The sequence below is a fragment of the Legionella resiliens genome, assembly GCF_021344005.1.
In the GTDB taxonomy this organism is placed as follows: Bacteria; Pseudomonadota; Gammaproteobacteria; order Legionellales; family Legionellaceae; genus Legionella; species Legionella resiliens.
Genome location: NZ_JAJTND010000001.1, coordinates 517,226 through 539,316, shown reverse-complemented (window position 1 = coordinate 539,316; position 22,091 = coordinate 517,226). Strand labels below are relative to the sequence as shown.

The following is a 22,091-nucleotide window of genomic DNA, read 5'->3' as shown; positions in this document are numbered from 1 at the left end:
TGATAACCCGCATTAACTCACGCAGTTATCTTTGTAGAGGGATTAAGTAGCGATTATTATGCATGTAGCAATGGGAGCCCAAAGGGGGGTGAAAATAATAATTTTTGGTATTAGTTCATTTGCGACTCACATTAATTTACTATCAAAAGGTTTGTTATCTTCACTCTTTTTCCCATTTCCAGGATACTTTTTACCTTCGATGTCTGAATAAAGAACAACCTGATTTCTTCCATTAGCTTTTGCAAAATATAATGCCTTATCTGCAGATTCGATTAATTCTGCAGGGGTCCGACCATGAAGCGGAAAGACGGATATACCAATGGAAATGGTAATAGGGCCTACGTGTTGTGCCCCATATTTTATTTGGAGTCGAGAGACGGCATGACGAATGCTTTCAGCGCGCCCTTTGATTGTTTCCGCATCAGTGCCATAAAAGACAACTATAAACTCTTCGCCACCATAACGAGCTGCAAGATCGCCAACGCGAATATCATCTTGTAATATTTTTCCCAATTCTTTTAAAGCTGCATCACCAGCGTCATGACCATACGTATCATTTATTTTTTTAAAGTGATCTAAATCGAGCATTAGGAGTGAAAGTGGCGATTTAGTTCGTTCTGATTGATGAAGTTGTTTTAAAAGAAAATCTTCCAAATAACGACGATTATAGAGGCCAGTTAAAGGATCGCGCATCGATTGATAACGTAGATTTTCTCTTAAGCGTACGTTTGCAAAAGCCAGCGCCGTTAATTCAGAGAATGCAGTAATTAAAAGCTGCTGATTTTCTGAAAATTCAATTTGTGTTCCTGGTTTGATTTCCAAATACAATAAACCATAAATATCATTCTGAGCCATTAATGGCACACAAAGATAGGTTGCTTGCTGTTTATTGTCTGCCTTCACATGGTTGCAAATTAATTCGTTATGAGCAGGCCGCACATGATGAATCCTGCCTAAACGGATTGCCCAACATTGATCAGGAGGGAACGTAGTAGACTGAAGATTGGGTGAGCCCCAAGTTGTGGCAATTTCAAGATAGTTTTTTGAGGGGTGCATGACATATAAATAACCGCTCGCAAAATGAAGCATACGCTGGCAGTATTTTGTCATCACATTACTTAATTCCTCTTGGGAACTACAAGCAAGCATAATGTCACTCATTTCGACTAGAAGCGTGATTTGGTCATTTTTATCTTGTAGCGCTAGCATTCCGGCATTGAGTTTTGCATAAGAGTCTTTAAGTTCAATTTGCTCCTCAATTTGTTTCGTAATATTACGGATAATATGCACCGCTCCACTAATCTCATTATCCTCATTGATAATTAAGCTGGAGGTGATTTCATAGATATTGCGTTTATTGTCTAGTTCAAACTCAATATTTTTTACAAACTCACCTCCATTTAGAGATTTTTTCCAAAGCTCCGACAATTTATTTTTGGAGCCAACATCTGAAAAGACCGTATCTAGGCTCATGCCTATAGTTATCGATTTACCAAATAAACGCTTGAACTCACGTTGGTATGCTTCATTAAAAATAATATAACAGTAATTATTATCAACAGCTGCGATCATGTCTGTAGCGCTTTCTAAAATGCTCCTTAAGCGAGTTTCAACATTTTTCCTCTCACGTTCTGCATTGAGGCTTCGAGAGAGTTCTCTGTTCGCTAAAAAAAATACTAATATTAAGCCGCATATACTAATAAAACTCCCGCTAATGATAATATAGTTTGCCAATTGTGCACCACTTAGTGCGAGATCATTTCTTCCATTTAATAGCACTAATTCAACTGATTTTATTTCTTGTCCTAAAGCTTTAATTTGATTTGAAAGGTCTACTTCTTTCCGGAAAAAATCCATTCCTTCCTGGGTATGGAGTTTGTTATTCATTTTTAATTGGATTGTTTGATTTAATTGGCCAAGCCGTTGATTCGTTAAATCAATAAAGCGTGTAACTCGTTCTGCTTGAGATGAGTTGTCTTTTGTTAGAGCAATTAGATTATCAAAATTCGGTTTAAAGTTTGCTTTTGCTCTATCAATATTCGCGATGAATTGATCATCACTGGAAATGAGATAACCTCTTTGCAGAGAATTAATGTTGACTATTGTATATAAGATTTGATCTGTAGAGTGAATGACTTGATAAGTATGGGTTACCCAACTGTTTGCCTCAACCAGTTTATTCACTTGGCGATAAGAGAATATACCAATAATGAGTACGATCGCGAGTGCTGGTATAAAAATAAAATAAAGCAAGCTCTTACTAAATCGAGAATCGGTATTAGCACCTGGCGAATCTTGGATTTGCTTTTTACTGTAATCCATAACAAACCATTAAATAAGCATCTCTCATTCAATTATATATCATCCTTTCAAGTAATTAATTGCAATGAGGAAATCGTGCGAAACGTTTTATAATTTTTATGTTATTTACAATAAGTTAGCGTTTTTATTCGATAATAATGCACAAAGTTATCCACAGGCAAAAAATGATTTAAAATATGTTGATTTTAAAAATCATTTAATTTTCAATTGCTTAAATTAAATATGGTGCGCGTCACGAAGAAATATATAAAAGTTATTCACAATTTATAAGCTATTTCTCTATGTGACATCATAAGGACTCTGTTAAAATTACTTTGCAATAGAGCGTCCCGATGGTTAAATAGTAAATATTAATTTCATGAATAAAAAAACGATGAATGAAGTAACAGAACGAAAAGCATTAACTGAATTTACGGAAAAGGCTTACCTTGATTATTCAATGTACGTCATTTTAGATAGAGCCTTACCCCATATTGCTGACGGATTAAAACCAGTTCAGCGGCGTATAATCTATGCGATGTCTGAGCTGGGTCTGAAAGCAACCGCCAAATATAAAAAATCAGCACGTACGGTTGGGGATGTGCTGGGTAAATTCCATCCCCATGGTGACAGTGCGTGTTATGAGGCCATGGTATTGATGGCGCAACCGTTTTCCTACCGCTATCCCTTTGTGGATGGTCAAGGAAACTGGGGATCCCCAGATGATCCTAAATCATTTGCAGCCATGCGTTATACGGAAGCCCGATTATCGGCTTATGCTGAAGTACTGCTTTCAGAATTATTACAAGGCACCGTAGATTGGGTGGACAATTTTGATGGGACGTTACAAGAACCTTCATTACTGCCAGCGCGCTTACCGAATATATTATTAAATGGCGCAACAGGTATAGCTGTGGGTATGGCTTCAGATATTCTGCCGCATAATCTAACCGAAGTGGCAAATGCTTGTGTGCATTTACTGGAGAATCCCCAGGCAGATTTAGCAGCGATTACTCAGTACATTAAAGGGCCTGATTTTCCGACCGAAGCGGAAATAATCACTCCGCCGGAATCAATTGCCAACATGTATGAAACAGGTAATGGCTCAATTAAAATGCGGGCGGTTTATAGTCAGGAAAAACAAAATATAGTAATTACTGCTCTGCCTTATCAGGTATCTGGTGCCAAAGTTATAGAACAAATCGCGTTGCAGATGCAACAGAAAAAACTGCCAATGGTAGAAGATTTACGTGATGAGTCCGATCATGAGCATCCCACCCGATTGGTGATCATTCCACGTTCAAACCGCGTTGATGCAGAAGGTTTGATGTCTCATCTATTTGCCACGACAGATTTGGAACGAAGTTATCGTGTTAACTTCAATATGATAGGACTTGATGGCAGGCCAAAAGTAAAAAATTTACTGGATATTCTGCGGGAATGGTTGTCTTATCGCTTAACGGTAGTAAGGCGACGCTTGGAGTATCGGTTAGCAAAAGTTCTGGATCGCATTCATGTGCTTGAAGGGTTACTGATCGCCTATCTGAACATCGATGAAGTCATTGCGATAATTCGCGAACATGAGCACCCCAAGCAAGGGTTGATGGCACGTTTTAATCTCAGTGATCGTCAAGCTGAAGCGATTTTAGAAATGAAGTTGCGCCATTTGGCAAAACTGGAAGAGGTAAAGATACGTGGTGAGTTGGATGAGCTTTGCGCCGAACGCGATAATTTACAAACCACTCTAGCTTCAGAACAACGATTAAAAGCTTTGGTTAAAGACGAAATTATCAAAGACAGGGATGAATTTGGAGATGGGCGTCGCTCGCCAATTATTGTCCGACAAGAATCACAAGCATTAAAAGAAGAGGATATTTTACCTAATGAGCCAATCACTGTAGTACTCTCCAAAAAGGGTTGGGTAAGGGCGGCAAAAGGTTATGATGTAATCGGTAGCGAGTTGAGTTATAAAGCAGGTGATGAATTTAAAGCGCAAGCCATGGCGCGTTCAAACCAACAAATCCTTTTTTTTGATAGTGAAGGCAAAGTTTATTCCTTGCCAGGGCATGTTTTACCATCAGCACGAGGCCAAGGTGAACCTTTAACTGGTAAGCTTAATCCAGCTGAAGGTGCGTTATTTGAAGCAGTGATCGGTGGCGAGGCAGAACAATTGGTTTTATTAGCTTGTGATGCAGGATATGGTTTTATCGCCAAAATAGGTGATCTTTACGTAAAAAATCGCAATGGCAAGGCTTGTATTAAGCTGCCTGAATCCAGCCGTATTTTGCCGCCTCGCCTCTTACCCAAACATGATGAGCTATTTGTGGCCTGTGTTACCAATGCTGGCCGCTTACTCATTTTTTCTGCCAAGGAAGTACCCGAATTATCTCGCGGGAAAGGCAATAAATTAATCAGTATCCCTTCTGCTAAAGCATTATCCCGTGAAGAATATGTGATTGATTTACAAGTGCTCTCTGCAGAGGATTCCCTCACTGTACATGCTGGTAAACGGCATTTTACTTTGAAAGGAAGCGATCTGGAGCATTATAAAGGTGAGCGAGGACGTCGAGGCAACCGATTACCACGTGGTTTGCAAAATGTGACCCAATTGCAAGTCAATACCTCAGAATAATCCCGTACCCGCATGCGGGCTCGCGATCGGGGATAGTGATCTTTAAGAAATGAATGTTGCTTAGCCATTCCATGCAGCTAAGCAACAAAATCTGTTTCTTTTAAACAGGGGATGGCTCATTGTCTTTGCGTTCGCTCTTTTCTTCGCTTGGACTGTTTTTACCAGAAAAAATAGAATTAGGATGAGAAGAGAGCGAAATAGAAGAGCTTTCGAGTTCCTGTTGTCGAAGGCTTCTTTTCTGATCACTAAATATCTTTTTTTGACAATAAAGCTCAGTTAAAGAAAAAGACAATTTCATAAATTGATGGACATCAGCTATTGTTATGGGGGTACCATTTTTTAAATTACCGCCATCCACAGTGTCTAATTTAAGTCGAGTAAGAGTTTCATTGCCCCTCAATAAATTATTGTATATCTCGGATGGCATCTTATGATTCAACCACTCCTCTTCTTCTTGGGTTTTGTTGTCTTTTAAGAGTATTTCAATGATCCGTCCGGAATCTGCCGGACTAAATGAGCTTATAAGTACTTGCTGATAAAACTTAAAACATCCAGCTAATATAAGATGTTGATCGGGAGTAAACCGCTCACTAAAAAAATTAAGCTCCAGTTTTTTGTGCTTAATCTGATCATTTAAGTGGCCAAGAATTCTATCTAAACTTGAAACTGTAGCATCTATGAATAATTTTAAATCGGTCTTAATCGCTTGTAGAGGGATGTAATAATAGGAACAGTGTTTATAATTTTCGATTTTAATGAAATCAACCAGTTTCTTTAAAGATTGAGGAAATTGGAGATGCTCAATTCCAAATTGGATAGAAAACTCTATATTTTGTTTATACGCTGCGCCTTCATCATTATCATATTTTATCGATGGCCCAGAGTTGACCAAACATAGATTTTTTTCATCAAAGACCCAATGACCTGGTTTAGTTAGGTCCTTATTTTTAAAGTGCATTTGAGTTCTGAAAGAACATATCTCTTGGTAACCCATTTGCGTTATAAAATTCAACACCATTAGGCCGGATCCTTGTATCCATTTTACGGTTTCGGCCATATCTTGTTCATGATATACGCCCATATCTTGTATCAGGAAAGACCAAGGATCTTCCTGATTTGTTTTATCATTGGATATACATATTCGGTACTTTCCTGGCTCTTGATTGCTTTCGACGACTTTATAGTGTTTAAGACTTAATAATTCACCATGTTTTTTTAAGATTTCTTGAGGCTCTTCTGGGGAATCAAAAAGACCTGATACCATTTGACCTGTGCTTTGCCTACTCTCCCATCCATAACATCCCAAGTAACAATATTCGTTAAGTTTTTGTGCTATTGGATTAAAGTGGGACGATATATCTGATAAGCCTGTTATGACGATTCTGTACTGGCCAGGTTCACGACTCTCACATATTTTATAATTAGGATGATCGTCATACCCATATTGTTTCAAAATAGCCTGCAGCTTTTCTGGGGAATCATAGAGTGGCGAAACAATTTGAAATTTTTGACTGCTGGAAGAATTTCGCGATTCCCAACCTTCGATATCTAAGTACCTATATTTTATAACAAATTGGAAAATTTGCTCATTACATATTTTTATCTTATCGACGTTAACATTTTGAGATGATTCTATTGGACTTCTCATGAATATATGCCTCGTTTCTAATTAATAGATATTGGTTTTATCCTAGGATATCTCCAATAAAAGAGGTAAAATTATACAAATATATTATTAATATTTTATTAAGTTCAAAAAATAATCCATTAGATTTGTTTGTGCTCAGCCACCTGTTGCCGAAGTGAGGGGGATGAGAAATGGGTTGTCTCACACAGTAAAGTCCATGCAAAAGCGAGGGTAATAAAAATTCATTCTTAGTAAATCTTCAACTTAATTTCGGTCTTGATCTGGATTCAGATCTCTAAATACACACTGTTTATCATTACAAAAAATCGAAACTTGTAAACTAAAAGTACCATCGCGAAAACGGTGAGAGACGTAGCCTAGTAAATGCTCTTGTTTGTTGTCGGCAGTTTTGTATAAGGAATAACCGATACCAGCTTGATCGCAACCTTGTTTTTTGGCAATAACAAGTTGCGTCTTCTCACCGGGTAAAAGTATATCCGGCCCACTTTCTATAATGCATCCTGATTCTGGCCACATTCTTGTTTTAACAAGAGTATATTTCTCTGCTCCTTTGTTACTTTCATTAATAAAATGAGAGTTATAATTATCTTCCGCATAAATTACCGTAGGTATAAACAGGGTAAAAAAAATAAGGGAAAAACGTAGAAAACTCCTGCTCGTTTTTATTTGCACATAAGTTCCTTTTTAATGTTCTTAAATTTATTTTAGTTGAAAATAAAGTCGTGTTTGAACATTAAATTGATTTAGAGCAAAAAATCACGGGTTACTGATGATTTTTAGAAATATAAAATCAATAAATGATTTATATGTTTATTATTTGCAAATATAGACAATGGTTAACTCTTTGTGTATAAATAAAAAAATTATTCATACCCTGTTTTTATGCAATCAAATCAAGCAATACGTAGGCTTCATCGCTTTGAGAAAAAGAAAAGGTTACGGTGGCTAATTAATAATACGTATCAATCAGCGCAAGAGTCTACGCCGACAAATCTCTATGAGAGAATTCAAGTAAACGATGCCATCAAGCAATTACCAGAATTACTCGATTGCATAAATAGCAGGACAAAACTTAAACAGTTTCTTGCCACACGCTGGCAGAACATTAAAAGAACTCATCTAAGTTATACGTCGACACCTAATTCTCCGATGACAAAAATTTGTTGTGAAGTTGCGAATTATTTAGCGGAGCAGTCACCACTTAGATCCCTTAATCGCGCTGTTCCTGCTTTAATGTTCTTGATGCCTTTCGTGAACTGCTCATCAGGTACGTATAACTATATTGAAGTGAATAGCTATGAGGACATCAGCAAATTAGCTCTAAACGATATAGTAAAATTTTACATTGTGATTACGAATGAACATAATGAAGATTGGCTTATTCCTGTATCTTTACTAAAACACATAGAGGTATCTACATCAGAAGAACTTGTAGAGAAGATTTTAATTAATCCTTTCACCGGCAAATGTCTTTCGCAAACAGATATAGAGCGACTTACGCATCATTCAGAGACCACAGAAGTGTTTATGAAGTCGTATTACCGTTTTCGTTCTCTTTCTAAAAAATCTTCATCGCTTTATAGTGCTATTGAGTATTTGATAGAAGGTTTACAAGAAGGGGGAGAGCATGCACTGATTCAAAGAGGAGTGAATGGCTTTGCTGGTGTCAAAGCGTACCTCGCTTTAGAACAGTTTCGCAATTACTGGGAAAAACTATCTCCGGAGCAACAAAAAAAGGCCAGAGGAAACCGCGAATTGAATAGTGCTCTAAACGAGGCTCTTCTGAACCCGAACTGGAGAGATAGCTGCGTTGAATCACTTGCAGAATCTTTGATGAGAGCGCTTGCAGGCGATAAAGGAGAGCTCACTTCTATTTGCTTAGATAAGACAAAAATAGATTCCTTATTAATGACTTATAAGCAAGACTTTGATCTTTATAAGAAATCATTAGAGGATGTCCTTGATAAGAGAGTAGAATATGATGGCAGGGAGATTCTTCCTCTCAGCTCTTCTCAAGTAATGGAGATAGATGAAAATTCGATTCAAAATTCTCAGGACGTTTTAATCTTACTCAAAGATCTTGATCTGCAAAGTATTGCAATACTTTGTTCACGACTTAAGAAAACAATAGTTGCATCCATTGGGAGCCTCAATGGCTTAGCGAATGTTTTTATTGGGCTAAATGAACAGCAAATTATTATTTTCACTCGAATAATGGCTCGTCAATTCCCTAAACTCCTTAATTCTGATGAGTTTATAGCACTCATAGATTTTCTTAATGAAGAAAAAGCAGATGCATTTCTTCAAGGTTTAGGTAAAAGAATATGGAAATTTATAAAATTAAACGATGAAGAATTTATGCGCCTTCGACCATGTAAAAGAATAATCGTGTGGAATAATATTCATAAAGAATTGCTCGCTATTTCGATAAGCATTTCCACTATTCAAGACATAGCCAGTGCACTTCCTCCACAACAAATAGGTATCTATTTCAATAATGTGAAAAGTAAACTAATTGAACTATCAACGGACTTATTGTTCTGTATTCAAATTTTAAATATTCTTCCAGAAGAGCATCAAAAGACTTATTTAGAGACAATGTGGCCCAAACTCGTTAAATTCGTCGCTAACATTACCCATTTCATGATGTTATTAAGTGTGATTCAGGGGGAGAATAAAACAGAGTATCTAAATAAAATGGAGTATAGGCTGGTTGATATTACACGAGATCACGGGGAATTAGAAAAAATTTTCTGGGTTCTTCCTAAAGATAAAAAGGAAAAATATTTAAAAGATATGAAGGAGAACAAGGAGCAGGTATTTAATGAGTACATGAGATTAATCTGCTGTAATTTTATTGAGAAGATTAAATTACCTCGAATAGCTCAATCGGGTTTATTAGAGGAAATTAAGCGTGTTCCTTCATTCAATGTTGAGTTTTTTAAAGAAAAAATTAGTAATCAAGATAAAAGCTATTTTAATTGGTTTAAAGAAACAACGAATTATCTGCTCTCCAACTCCATAAATTTAACTTTCTTTAATAGTAATATACCAAATAGATTAGAGGATTGTTTTTACCAAGTATTGGATGATAATCCAGATGAATTTTTAGCTATTAGAATGTTTGTATTCAATATGGAGCCAACTGACTCTCTGGGATATACTCTCCAATATTGAATACAAGGGGCTGCTTTTTGCGGTGGATTTTCTAATATGTCTGGAGATCCTGGAGAGCAACTAGGGCTGACTGAGTGATTTTTAGCGTATCTTTTTGTTCCACTAAGTGTCACATCACTTTTTCTAGTTGTTTACTTAGAAATGTATTTAAGTAATCCGGTATACACATAACAGTATTTTCTGCTGATATGGCTTGCAACCTATTTTGAATGATTTTTTGCATGTCTCCATCTGTGGTGTCTAAAAGTTGGAGGAGTAATGTCTCATTTAATGTGGGTTTAAAAAAAGAATGAGAGTTATCGGAAGTTGCTTTTTCAAAAAACAATGCACGTAACACAAAAGTGCTTACCGGCTCTTTATTCAGTGCATCGATACAGAGTGGGTTTTCAGCTTTGAATAACTCTTCTAACAAAATTGCTTTCGCTTGAGGGTTTTTCAGTATTCTGCTGAGCACCTTTATTCGGTCTTGCTCTTTCAGTTGAAAAAAAATACTTGGTTCTGAAGGAATAAATTCAAGAGTATCCCCTTCAGCTTTGTAGGTAGGAATAGTGAACAATATTTTTAATCCTTGCTGCAATATATCCTTATCGGATTCATTCTTTATCATCTGAAGTAAAGGCATTACCGTATCTTTACTCAGCTTTTCCTCCTCACAAAAATAACAAAAAGCATTCAGACTTCTTGATTCAAGAACGTCTCTTTTTTCTTCCGATGTTAATGTGCTAGTCCATGATAAGTAGTTTAGGTAATCGCTCATGTAATTTGCTGCTACTGTTATCTCTTGTTCTTCTCCCTTTATAAGAACAAATTGAGCTACCGTTGAAGTCATTTTTTTAAAACCGTTAAGTATAATTGAGAAAGGTAATTGAAAATTAAGAGATGGATATTTGTCATTAATTTCGCAAAAAAGAGGCATAACATCATACTCGTCTAAATTAAAAATATCATCTATGTGTTTAATAAAGTACGCTACTATTTCATTTCTTTCATCGTCTGTACTAGCACTCTGAAGATAAAAATCGATATGACTAAATAATGCCTTACGGTCCAAGTATTTCTCTTTCTGTCTCCCTTCCCTCTGTGTATAAAATTCAAAATCGTTTATCAGATTTTGAATAAAGAATTGATATCGTTCAAGTAAACTCATTCCTATTAAAGAATTAATATAGTCAACAATATTAATTGCCAAGTTTTTCTTTTGAATAAGCTCACTACGCAAAGATTGGATTTGTTCTTGCATTTTCGATTGATTTTCTGAATAAAAATCAGCCAGTTCTTTTGGAGAAATGGATTGATTCGCATTTTTAGTGAGCCATTCGTGAAGTATGGGATAGTTTTGGGCAAAAGATGTGAGTGAGTCATAGAGTTTTTTCTTCCACGACATGGCTTGATAAAATGGAATTTTTGCTAGAGATAATGCCTCTGAAAGGCTTTGATCGCCTGTCACAAGATTCACCGCTTCGGATGTTTCCATCAATGCGTGCATGGATTGCGGGTGTAGAGGAAAAGGATTGATAACTCGAATTACCTTATCCGCGTCGTTTTTTTGAGTTTCATATTCCCCTTCATCAATTTCTTTTGCAACCAATTGATCTTCATTCTTTTGATAAACAAAGTAGCGAGTAGCACCGGCGTGAGAGTATGAAATAACCACTTTATTAAAATCTTTTATGTCATCCATAAATTTTTTTTCAAGTAATGCATCTATCTTATTTTCCACATGAACATCACTACCCCCCGGCAAGAGGGGGATGACTACATCCACTTGTTTTTTTTCAGGACTATTATGAGCCGCAAAAGCTATAAAGCGGGCAGGATTTGCCCCTGTTTTGGAGCCGCCAATTTTATTAAAATAGCCAAAATACAGACCTTCATTTTGATTAAGATCGCGGGGCAACTTTGCACGATCAGTCTCATGGAGTCGCTGAAATAAATTCTCTTTGGAAGGAGATTGTTCGTTAATGTAAATTCCTAAACACTGTTCTCCAATGCCAGTACTCACATACAGTGATCCTGCTACTGTGTTGACAAATCCTTTACTATTATGTTGATGAAGAATATCGTAGTCATACTCTACCAGTGAAATCACCCCACTTTTTTTTGATCTTGCCATGATGTCCGTAATTAATGTTGCCGTAGTTAAATTAAGGAAATGAGGCGTCGGATAGAGTATGATGAGATCTGCATCACTAATATTTTGTTCTAATCTCTTTTTTCCTTCAGGGGCATTAAATTTTTTTATTAATTCATAGTTCATTTCACCAAATAAATTTTTGACAGCCTCTTCATCTTCTGTAGTCCCGGTATCAATAATTACTTTAACCTCGATTTCTTGGTCTAGTAGTTTATATTGTTCTAACAGAAGCTTTTGTAATTTAGCTGCTGAGCTTGGATCTCCTAAAGTTTTTTGCGGAGCGTGCGTCATTATGATTATTTTAGGCATATTAGTTTCCAAATAAATTAAAAATTTAACTTATAGAGTTAATTATATACTTCCTCCAGTTTTGGGTGGAATCAAAGAGTTGACAATAAGTTTGCCGCACTACCCAATAAGCGCTACGATCCTTAAAGCTACAGTATTTAAGCTAATGATCTATCAAATAATTCATAGTAGTGATAAAGTGCTTTGAAGTAAGAAGCTAATGTCATTTCCATTAATGGAAAATAGTTTAGATAGGGAATTCTTAGCACCCATGTTAAAATTTTTTACCTTCGTTACTTGCCTTTTTCTTAGCGCCTGTATGGTCGGTCCTAATTATAAAGAGCCGCTAAAGCCAGTCGTTACCCATTGGCCAAAAAAGGATGCAACAGTAAAAGAAGCGCCATTTAAAACAACTAAATGGTGGGAGGTTTTTCATGATCCTGTTCTGACTTCATTAATTTACGAAGGTTATTATAATAATTTGACACTCCAGATTGCCGGAGTAAGGGTACTGCAAACTCGTGCTCTCCTGGCTCAATCGGTAGGCATGTTATACCCGCAACAACAGGCGATAACCGGTAACTATACCTATGTTGAAATTGGTGGGAGTCAACTGCAATCAATTCTACCCTCATCGTTCGCAACATTATCATTAGGTTTTGCTGCAAACTGGGAAATTGACTTTTGGGGAAAATATCGAAGAGCAATTCAAGCCAATGATGCGACGTTTTTATCTTCTCTTGCTGCTTATGATAATGCTTTGGTCACTCTTACCGCAGACGTTGCCAGCACCTACATCCAAGTTCGAACCTTCGAGGCGCAAATCAAGGTAACCAAAGCCAACATTGTAGTGCAAAGAGAGGGGTTAAAAATAGCCAAGGCTCGATATAATGCAGGTGAAACAAATCTCATGGATGTGGAGCAAGCACAGACTGAGCTTTCACAAACAGAAGCATCTCTTCCTCCGCTGGAAAATAGCTTAGAACAGCAAAAAAATGCACTGGCTCTTTTATTGGGTACACTACCCAATGGAGTAGACGGAGAGCTTAAGAAAAGCAAAGGAATCCCTAAAGCGCCTTCAACAGTAGCAGTGGGAATTCCTGTAGAAAGTTTGGCGCGACGGCCGGATATTCATCAAGCCCGTTTAGAGGCGATGGCACAATCCGCCAAAATTGGCGCAGCAAAAGCAAATCTTTTTCCTTCTCTTGCGTTAAATGGTACTTTTGTTTTTTCATCAAATAATATTGGCCAAAACTCACTTTCAGATTTGTTTAATTGGGCGAACCGGTCAATAACCGCAGGCCCGACTTTGACTTGGCCAATACTTAATTACGGTCAAATTACGAATGCAGTACGGGCACAAGACGCTGTATTCCAGCAGGCCTTGTTAAACTACATTAATTTGGTTCTAAAAGCACAGCAAGAAGTTCAAAATGGTATTACAGCCTATATCGAGGCAAAAAAGGCGGAGCGCGCATTAACCAAAGCAAATAACGCGGCCATCAAAACACTAAAATTGGCAATCGTGCGTTATATTAATGGAGAAGTTGATTTTACTCCTGTGCTGAATGCCGAGCAGCAACAATTGAGCGTTCAAACTGCATTGGTTAACGCACAAGCCAATATTCCACTCGCATTAGTCTCTCTTTATCGAGCACTAGGCGGGGGCTGGGAAATACGGGGTACTAATGATGTTGTGCCGCCCCTAATCAAAGCGGAAATGGCAGCACGTACAAACTGGGGGACTTTGCTCAAACAGCAAAATCATGAGCCACCGCGAACTAGGAAAGAACGATTTAAGCAACTGTATTTACCAAAGTGGTAGAAGAAAGGAAAAACCCCTCTCCTGTGTTAGGGTTAGGGATACATTAAGTTAAAGAGCTTGGTCATTTCCCGCGTAGCGGGAATCTATCCCTGTGTTGGCTTTTGATTCGAATTGGATCTCCGCCTGGCGTGGATGACAATTTTACATAGGGATGGGAGTTTATGCCCAGACTTAACTTGATGGTAATGACCCTAAGCAGAGAAAGGAAATTTTGGAAAATTAAATAAAATGGTATTGGGCATGAACTTTAATAGAGATTCAAAATCAGTCAAAATTGCAGGGATAGCGATTGCTATTTTACTTCTTATTTATCTGATTTCACATATTTTTGGCAAAAGTAGCGTACCCGCCATCCCGGCACCCAAGGTCGTTGTGCAAAAGCCAAAACTCAAAGAAATGGCTGAATATGTGACACAAACAGGTAATACAGTCGCTTATAATTCGGTGAACCTGGTTGCACGTGTTGAGGGCTTTCTGGATTCAATAGAGTTTGTAGATGGAACTTTCGTTAAAAAAGGAAAAGAGCTCTTTGTAATTCAACCAGAGCCGTATTTTGAAAAATTAAGAGCAGCCAAAGCGACCGTAACCGCAGAAAAGGCTGCGCTTATCTATAATAAGTCCGAATATGCACGACAACAGAAAATGTATAAACAGCATGCCACCTCATTAAACGAAGTTGAAAAATGGTATGCCAAAACACTGGAGGTTGCCGCAGGAGTTGATAAAGCCGAAGCAGAAGAAGTCAATGCAGCAATTAACTACAGTTACACCCACATTTCAGCTCCATTTGACGGCCGAATCGGTCGGCATTTAGTTGACGTTGGAAACCTTGTGGGGCATGGTGAAGCCACAAATTTGGCTACCATAGAACAGATCGATCCCATCTATGTTTACTTTAATCTAAATGAACTTGATTTACTCAAATTACGGGCGGCAGCGCGGGCGCAAGGATTCAAACCCCAAGATATAAAGAAAGTTCCTATTGAAGTGAGCCTGCAAAACGATCCTACAGTTAAGTACAAAGCCACGCTTGATTTTGTTAATACAGGTCTTAATGCATCTACGGGTACTATGGAGCTTCGTGCCGTATTACCCAACAAGGGGTACATTTTTGTACCAGGCCTCTTTGTGCAAGTACGCGTCGCTATCTCCAAACCTAAAAAGCAATTAACAGTGCCTGATACAGCGATCCTTTATGATCAAATCGGCCCCTATGTATTGACCGTAGATAATGACAATGTGGTCGTGACGAAACGGGTAAAATTGGGCGGTGCAGAGAATGGGATGCGTGCGGTGGTTACGGGGCTTGATGCTCAAGACAAAGTAATCATTGATGGCCTGCAATACGCGACTCCTGGAAATAAGGTTGAACCGCATGAACGGGTAACGCAAACAAAAGATAATGGCAAAAGCAAACCAAAAGATAATGGGGCAGCCAAAGATTAATTTTAGATGCGTCAGGGGTGTTGTTTTGGTGATCGTTATACAATGTGAGAAGACAGCAGAATGATTTCTAAATTTTTTATTGAGCGGCCTATATTGGCAAATGTTATTGCGCTCCTCATCGTGTTGCTGGGGTTGGTAGCTATATTTGTACTACCCGTTTCGCAATATCCTGCTATTGTTCCACCAACCATTCAGGTGACCACTTCATATCCTGGGGCCGACGCGAAAACACTCATCAAAACCGTAGCTTTACCGATTGAGCAGCAAGTGAATGGGGTGGAAAACATGCTGTATATGCAATCCACCAGTACGAATAATGGCACCTACACTCTGATTGTTACTTTTGCTATTGGAACGGATCTTAATTTTGCCCAGGTACTGGTGCAAAATAGGGTACAGTCTGCTATGGCGCAGTTGCCCGATTCAGTGCAAAAGCAAGGGGTGGTGGTACAGCAAAAATCTACGGCAATACTCCAGTTTATTACGCTAACGTCCAAAAATAAGGAATTCGATGGTCTGTTTCTGGATAATTATGCGGCAATTAACATGCAAGACGAATTATCCCGTTTACCTGGCGTAGGTAATGTGCTTATTTTTGGAACCGGTACTTATGCGATGCGTGTTTGGCTGGATCCTAAAAAAATGTTGGCTTATTCCCTTAATCCAAGTGATGTTCTTCAGGCCATTAGCAATCAAAACCAAGAGGTTTCTTCCGGGCAAATTGGTGCACCCCCAACCGCAGGGAAAGAAGCGTATCAATTTACAGTAAATGTTCCGGGGCAACTTGCTGATGTAGATCAATTTGAAAACATCATAGTGAAAACAATAGCGCAAAACCCCAATCAAAGCGCTAAAGAAACCAGTACCACACAAAGTGCGCAAATTGTTCGTATTCGTGATGTAGGGCGTGTGGAGTTAGGCTCTAGCAGTTACAACCAGCTCGCGAGACTGAATAATAAACAGGCAGCTGCTATTGGTATTTACCAACTTCCCAATGCCAATGCGTTGCAAGTTGCAGCCGAGGTACGTAAAGCAGTTGAGAAAATGGCAAAAAAATTTCCTCCTGGCATGGAATATTCGATTCCTTTTGACACCACCATTTTCGTAAAAGCCTCGGTAAATGAGGTATATGAGACTTTGTTTGAAGCGGGTATTCTGGTTTTAATTGTTATTCTCCTTTTTCTACAAAACTATCGCGCCACCCTGGTGCCTACTACCACAGTCCCTGTGACTATCATTGGTGCATTCTTTGCCATGCTCGTATTAGGTTACTCTATTAACTTGTTAACTTTATTTGCACTTGTTTTAGCAATTGGTATCGTGGTTGATGACGCGATTGTAATCGTTGAAGGCGTAACCCAGCATATAGAACAGGGTACCCCGCCCAAACAATCGGCAATTAATGCGATGGCAGAATTAATGGGGCCCATTATTGGTATTACCCTTGTGTTAATGGCGGTATTCGTTCCTGCCGGTTTTATGCCAGGTTTAACCGGTGCTATGTATGCACAGTTTGCATTAGTTATTGCGGCAACTGCATTTATTAGTGCCATTAATGCGATGACTTTGAAGCCTACTCAATGTGCTTTATGGCTCAGGCCGGTTGATCCGCAAAAAAAGAAAAATTTCGTTTTTCGTTTATTTGATAAGTATTACTATCCTATAGAAAATTTCTATCTCCGATTCATCGATAGACTTGTTCATAATAATAAAACAGTTTGCTTCATTGGTATCGCCCTGGTCCTGTTGGCGATTTTAGGCTTAACCCGTATCCCTACGGGATTTATCCCACTTGAAGATCAGGGATATGCGATGATGAACGTGCAATTGCCCGATGGTTCCAGTTTAGGGCGCACAGAAGCGGTTTTACACGATTTGAGCGCGCAAGTATCTAAAGTTGGTGGCGTAGAGAATGTGATCAGTATCGCAGGGATCTCTCTTTTGGATAGTAATGCGAGCCTTGCCAATGGCGGTGTTCTTTACGTGGTATTTAAAGATTGGAGCGTGCGAGGGAAAAAAGAGGATTTGCTCGCGATGTATAAACAGCTTAATGCGGTCGCAGAAAAAACTTTAGGCGCTAAAATATTGGTTATGATCCCCCCGCCAATTCAAGGCTTGGGTATGTCTGGCGGTTTTCAAATGCAACTTGAATTGCAAGATGGATCATTTGATTATCAAAAATTGCAAACTGCTACCGATCAGTTAATTCGTTATGCAAGCCAGCAGCCCGAATTGCAACGTCTGATGACTTCGTTTCGTGCTTCAGTACCACAGCTTTCTGCCCCAATTAATCGAGTCAAAGCAGAGGCCTTAGGTGTTTCTGTCGGCGATGCCTCCAATACGTTACAAACCTATCTCGGTTCATCCTATGTGAATCTTTTTTCAAAATTCGGCCAGGTGTTTCAGGTTTATGTTCAAGCCGATGCCGCGTCACGCATGACGGTTGGCGATGTACGTAATTATTATGTAAGAAATAAATCAGGGGAAATGGTACCATTGGGGACACTTACGGATATGTCGCCTACAGTAGGGCCTTCCATTATTTCTCTTTACAATTTATACCCCTCAAGCAATATCTATGGTTCGGCCGCACCAGGTTATAGCTCCGGCCAGGCCATGGCAGTTATGGAGCGGCTTGCAAAGGAAGTTTTGCCTGCCGGTATCTCTTATGAGTGGACCAGTACCGCCTATCAGGAAAAAATTGCGGGAAACATGAGTTATTATATTTTTATCCTGTCACTCATTTTGGTATATCTGATTTTAGCAGGTCAATATGAAAACTGGATCGCCCCTGCATCGATTCTATTAAGCGTACCCTTGGCCTTAATTGGGACCGTATTGGTGTTATCGGTTTTAGGTCTTTCCAATAATATGTATACCCAAATCGGGATTTTGCTGCTTATTGCTTTGGCAGCCAAGAATGCTATTTTGATTGTCGAAGTGGCACGAGAACAACACGAACTGCATAACAAATCCATCATGGAGGCTGCGGTAATTGGTGCTAAAACACGTTTTCGTCCTATTTTAATGACCTCGTTCGCTTTTATTCTTGGCGTTATGCCCTTAGTATTCGCCACGGGTGCGGGTGCCAATGCGCGACGCTCGATTGGGATTGCCGTATGCAGTGGAATGCTGGCCTCAACGTGTCTTGCCGTGGTATTTGTCCCTGCATTTTTTGTGATGTTGCAAACTTGGAAAGAGAAAAGAAAGGCAAAAAAACAAGCCAAACAGCAAAATTTGGGAAAAGAAGTTGAACTTTAACCATCCAAAATAAAACAGTAGCCTCGGTGCAGCGCAGCGGAACCCGGGATTTTACTATTCCAGTTAACTACAGAACTACTTGATGCAGTAGCTTTTTTGAATTTATATCACGTAAGGTTAATGTAATATTTGCGTGCTAAAATATAATCATAAGCCTAAGTAGGGACCGTTGCATGGCACTTTTAAAAACATTTAAAGATCTTATCGCAGCAGGTGAGGGGCATTATCAAGAAAATTTTAGAAATTTAAGAGATGATGTCAAAATTGCAATATATCAGAAATTACTTTTTAAAGCAGGCGAAACAGCTGAAGGAAGTGATGAACGAAAAGCCTTAGCGAGTTTAAATGATCTTGATTTCCAGAATAGTCTATCTCAAGAAGTACGCGATGGAATAAAAATCGAACAGCAACGATATGCTACCGCCAAAGCCAATGCCATCTATCAAGATTACCTGCGTGAAATAACCCTGGAGCGTGTAAGAAGTAAGGTCACCTTGCTTGATAAGGAGGGACATTTAGTTCTAACAGCACAAGAACAAGAAGAAGTGAAGAAGAACCATGAGGATTTTTTGTTTGATGAACACGGACGGTTAACCTCAGGGGTTTTATCTGAAAAGGAACAAAGCGAGATACTTAAGAAGCGTGACGATTTATTGTTTGATCCCCAAGCTCGTTTAATTTACGAGTTAACACTATCTGAAAAAGAACAAGAAAAGGTACTTAAGAAGATAGAAGCTGCTCTAAACATGCCGAATGTTGACGATAGACAAGGTATAGAGATTAAAGGGGGGCTTAAAAAGGTCCTTGGTGGTCGTACACCTACTGACACTACTTTATGTTCTATTGATTTAAGTGGTCAAGTAAATGGTGAAGGCACCGATGTGCATAGGAAGCTAAGGGATAAGTTTGTAAAAAAATATGGTGGACAGCCGCTTCTTTCTCATCAAAGAGCAAGCATGGTTGCCTCTTTTGAAGAAACTTATGCGCATATGAATTTAATGGCGAGAACATTTGAGCGGCGTTCCATAACCTATGGTGAAGATAAGGAAACAATTAGTCATGATGCGTGGCAAAATATTCGCCATAATGCCGCGCTGAAGATTCAGGATGAAGTGGCCAAGGCTTATAAGGAAGCCGTTAAAAAATCCAGTGATTCAAATGGTAAGGTTGATGTAAATAAACTTAATCAAAATTTGGCTAAAGAAAGAGTTAAATTAGCTGAATCTGCAAAAAAAGCACTTATAGAAGGAGTCGTTGCGCATTTAAAAGAACGCGTAGCGTTATCTTTAGAATTTGATGAAGAAGGAAAGTTAACTTCAGGAAAATTAACGGAAGCAGAACAAAAGGAACTACTTAAGAAGCATCAGAATTTAAAATTTGATGAAGAAGGGAAGTTAACTTCTGGAAGCCTTACGAAAGAAGAGCAAGAGGCTCTAATTAAGAAGCGTACTAGAGAAACTGTTTTAGGATACATGCAAAAACTAAGCGGCGAGTTGAATAAACATGTCTTTACTGCGGAGACGGCTACAGGATATGACTATTTTTACACGTCCAATTACTTACAACAAGGGATGTTAATAAGCGGAACTAAACAGACAGCACATGACAAACCTTCGTTTATTCCAGGGTTACAAACAGAAGATCAAGCGGCTTTTAGGCGAGTTACTTATACTTATCAAGATGAAACGGGTGTATTGCATCCAACTCCCGCTGTGAGTGCGCGTATCCCCTCACCAGCACTGGTTTTTCATCCCACGATGAGCGAAGACGACATTAGAAGAGATCTAGTAAATAAATTTGGTTTTCTTCATGCGCAAATGCGTAATATGCGTGGTGGCAAAGAAGGTCCTGCCGTAGAAAACTTATTTACTTCGTTTCATTCAGAAGCATTTGAAACTATAGGAGATAATAATAACCGACAAAGAGCCAGTGCCCTCTATATGATCCAGGCCATGCATGAGTTTAATGCAGGACAGAAAGAGTTAGAACCAGGCAAAAATAATTTCTTATACGTACAAAATATCGGTACAAACCGGCATACTCGAGATTTAGGTTATCGAGATGATAGAAGTTTCGTTACCGGTTCTGTGGAACTGGATGACATTACCTTAAGTGCCGAAATGGCCATGCTGCACACGTTTCAAGAAAATAGTGCTTATTTAAGTGAAGAAGTAAAGGAAAAAATCACTGCTATCAATGCTAGAGTACGTGAGCATTATGATACTTTTTTAGATGATAAACAGAGACCAACATATTTCGCTCAGTCAATAGCGGGTGATACTTTAATTAAAGAGATCAGAGCATTTAAAAAAGAATTAGAAAGTGGGTTATCGCAACAAGAGGATGATGACGATTTACCTTCATTAGCGTCCAATGCACTTGCAAGAATGATTGCTACTAACCAGCATTGGGATGTACGCTACGGTCAACTGAGCCAAGCGCTTAGTATGTATATCGAATGGGCATCAACTGGGGGCTGTAAAAGTGGTAATGAGCGTAATCAGGATGTCATGTTGCGCTTTGCCTTATTGAAAAGTATTCATGAGCGTGTAGAACATAACGATGGAAAGCTGGATAAGCTGCAAAAGCATGAAAAAGCAATTTATGCTCAAATGAAAGCATATGCAAAAGGAGAAACAGCGGATCCCGATGAATTACGTGCTGCGATTGCTGTATCGGTAAGCAAAAGTAACTTGCACGGGGGTGCGGCAGCAATTTCACGCGAAGACCAAGGCGGTGCTGCGAAAGTAAGCAGTTTTTCATTTGTGCAGAATATAAAAAATCCTTTCTTGCGTTGGACTGCGCGAATTGGGCTTGGACTGTTTGCTTTAGCAACAGCACCCTTATTACTGATTCCTTCAGTTAGAAAGTTCTATATCGCCCAATTAATTGATACTAATAATGCGGCAGATAGAGAAATGAATCTTGATGCTACCGGCGCAAGTAAAACCCAGGCACATAAAGGCCAGGATAAACGTACTCGTGAGGTAATTTTAGAGGTGTTAAAGGAAGATGAATTATTTAATAAGAAGAAAGGTGGAACAGAATTAACGAGTACGGAAAAGGACGGACTTAAGAAAGCCAAGGGGGGCTCTCATGAAGGCTATGAGTTTCAAGTTGAGAAAGAAGAGGCCAAAGTCAAAGTTGTTGAGCCTCAATTTAATGATGGTCCAAAAACACTGGTAGATCGTTTGGGGGTTAAAGAGATTCCAAAGCAACCAGTGGTATCACCGCGATCACAAATTGACTTAGTTGATCCTAAAGAGGGTATTGGTGTTGACCTTTCTGACGAATCGGGTCTAGGAAAGGGAGAGCAATATAGTAGTACTCCTACGAACGTCTAAGAACTTTTGGCAGCCTATTGTTCCAGGGTGAGATA

10 protein-coding genes are annotated in these 22,091 nt (G+C 38.8%); 6 read left to right on the top strand and 4 right to left on the bottom strand.

Annotation, left to right across the window (positions count from 1 at the left end; genetic code table 11):
• Nucleotides 1-126: 126 nt before the first annotated feature.
• Nucleotides 127-2,322, bottom strand: a complete 2,196-nt coding sequence (locus LXO92_RS02265; protein WP_182351139.1) for a diguanylate cyclase — start codon at nt 2,320-2,322, stop codon at nt 127-129.
• Between the two features lie 358 nt (nt 2,323-2,680).
• On the opposite strand from LXO92_RS02265, the gene parC reads away from it, so the two are divergent.
• Nucleotides 2,681-4,933: a DNA topoisomerase IV subunit A gene (gene parC, locus LXO92_RS02260; protein ID WP_182351138.1), complete on the top strand. Its 2,253-nt coding sequence runs from the start codon at nt 2,681-2,683 to the stop codon at nt 4,931-4,933.
• Between the two features lie 100 nt (nt 4,934-5,033).
• Here parC and LXO92_RS02255 read toward each other — a convergent pair whose 3' ends face one another.
• Both LXO92_RS02255 and LXO92_RS02250 read right to left on the bottom strand, forming a co-directional pair.
• Nucleotides 5,034-6,581, bottom strand: a complete 1,548-nt coding sequence (locus LXO92_RS02255) for a hypothetical protein (RefSeq protein WP_232890334.1) — start codon at nt 6,579-6,581, stop codon at nt 5,034-5,036.
• A 243-nt stretch (nt 6,582-6,824) separates the two neighbouring features.
• Nucleotides 6,825-7,253: a hypothetical protein gene (locus tag LXO92_RS02250; protein ID WP_182351136.1), complete on the bottom strand. Its 429-nt coding sequence runs from the start codon at nt 7,251-7,253 to the stop codon at nt 6,825-6,827.
• Nucleotides 7,254-7,463: 210 nt separating this feature from the next.
• Between LXO92_RS02250 and LXO92_RS02245 the strand changes: the two genes are divergently transcribed.
• Nucleotides 7,464-9,758 carry a hypothetical protein gene (locus LXO92_RS02245; RefSeq protein WP_232890333.1) on the top strand — a complete coding sequence of 765 codons (2,295 nt, stop codon included), beginning with the start codon at nt 7,464-7,466 and terminating at the stop codon, nt 9,756-9,758.
• 109 nt (nt 9,759-9,867) lie between these two features.
• Here the strand turns inward: LXO92_RS02245 and LXO92_RS02240 are convergent, their stop codons facing one another.
• Nucleotides 9,868-12,201, bottom strand: coding sequence for a hypothetical protein (locus LXO92_RS02240; protein ID WP_232890332.1), 2,334 nt, complete (start codon nt 12,199-12,201; stop codon nt 9,868-9,870).
• A gap of 250 nt (nt 12,202-12,451) precedes the next feature.
• On the opposite strand from LXO92_RS02240, the gene LXO92_RS02235 reads away from it, so the two are divergent.
• The 4 genes from LXO92_RS02235 (at nt 12,452) to LXO92_RS02220 (ending at nt 22,056) form a co-directional block, all read left to right on the top strand.
• Nucleotides 12,452-14,005, top strand: a complete 1,554-nt coding sequence (locus LXO92_RS02235) for an efflux transporter outer membrane subunit (RefSeq protein ID WP_182351133.1) — start codon at nt 12,452-12,454, stop codon at nt 14,003-14,005.
• Between the two features lie 240 nt (nt 14,006-14,245).
• On the top strand, nt 14,246-15,451 hold the full coding sequence (locus LXO92_RS02230) for an efflux RND transporter periplasmic adaptor subunit (protein ID WP_232890331.1): 1,206 nt from the start codon (nt 14,246-14,248) through the stop codon (nt 15,449-15,451).
• 60 nt (nt 15,452-15,511) lie between these two features.
• Complete coding sequence (locus LXO92_RS02225) at nt 15,512-18,712, top strand: efflux RND transporter permease subunit (protein ID WP_182351131.1); 3,201 nt, start codon at nt 15,512-15,514, stop codon at nt 18,710-18,712.
• A 173-nt stretch (nt 18,713-18,885) separates the two neighbouring features.
• Nucleotides 18,886-22,056 (top strand): hypothetical protein, encoded by a 3,171-nt coding sequence (locus tag LXO92_RS02220; protein ID WP_182351130.1) that lies wholly within the window; start codon nt 18,886-18,888, stop codon nt 22,054-22,056.
• Nucleotides 22,057-22,091 lie beyond the last annotated feature (35 nt).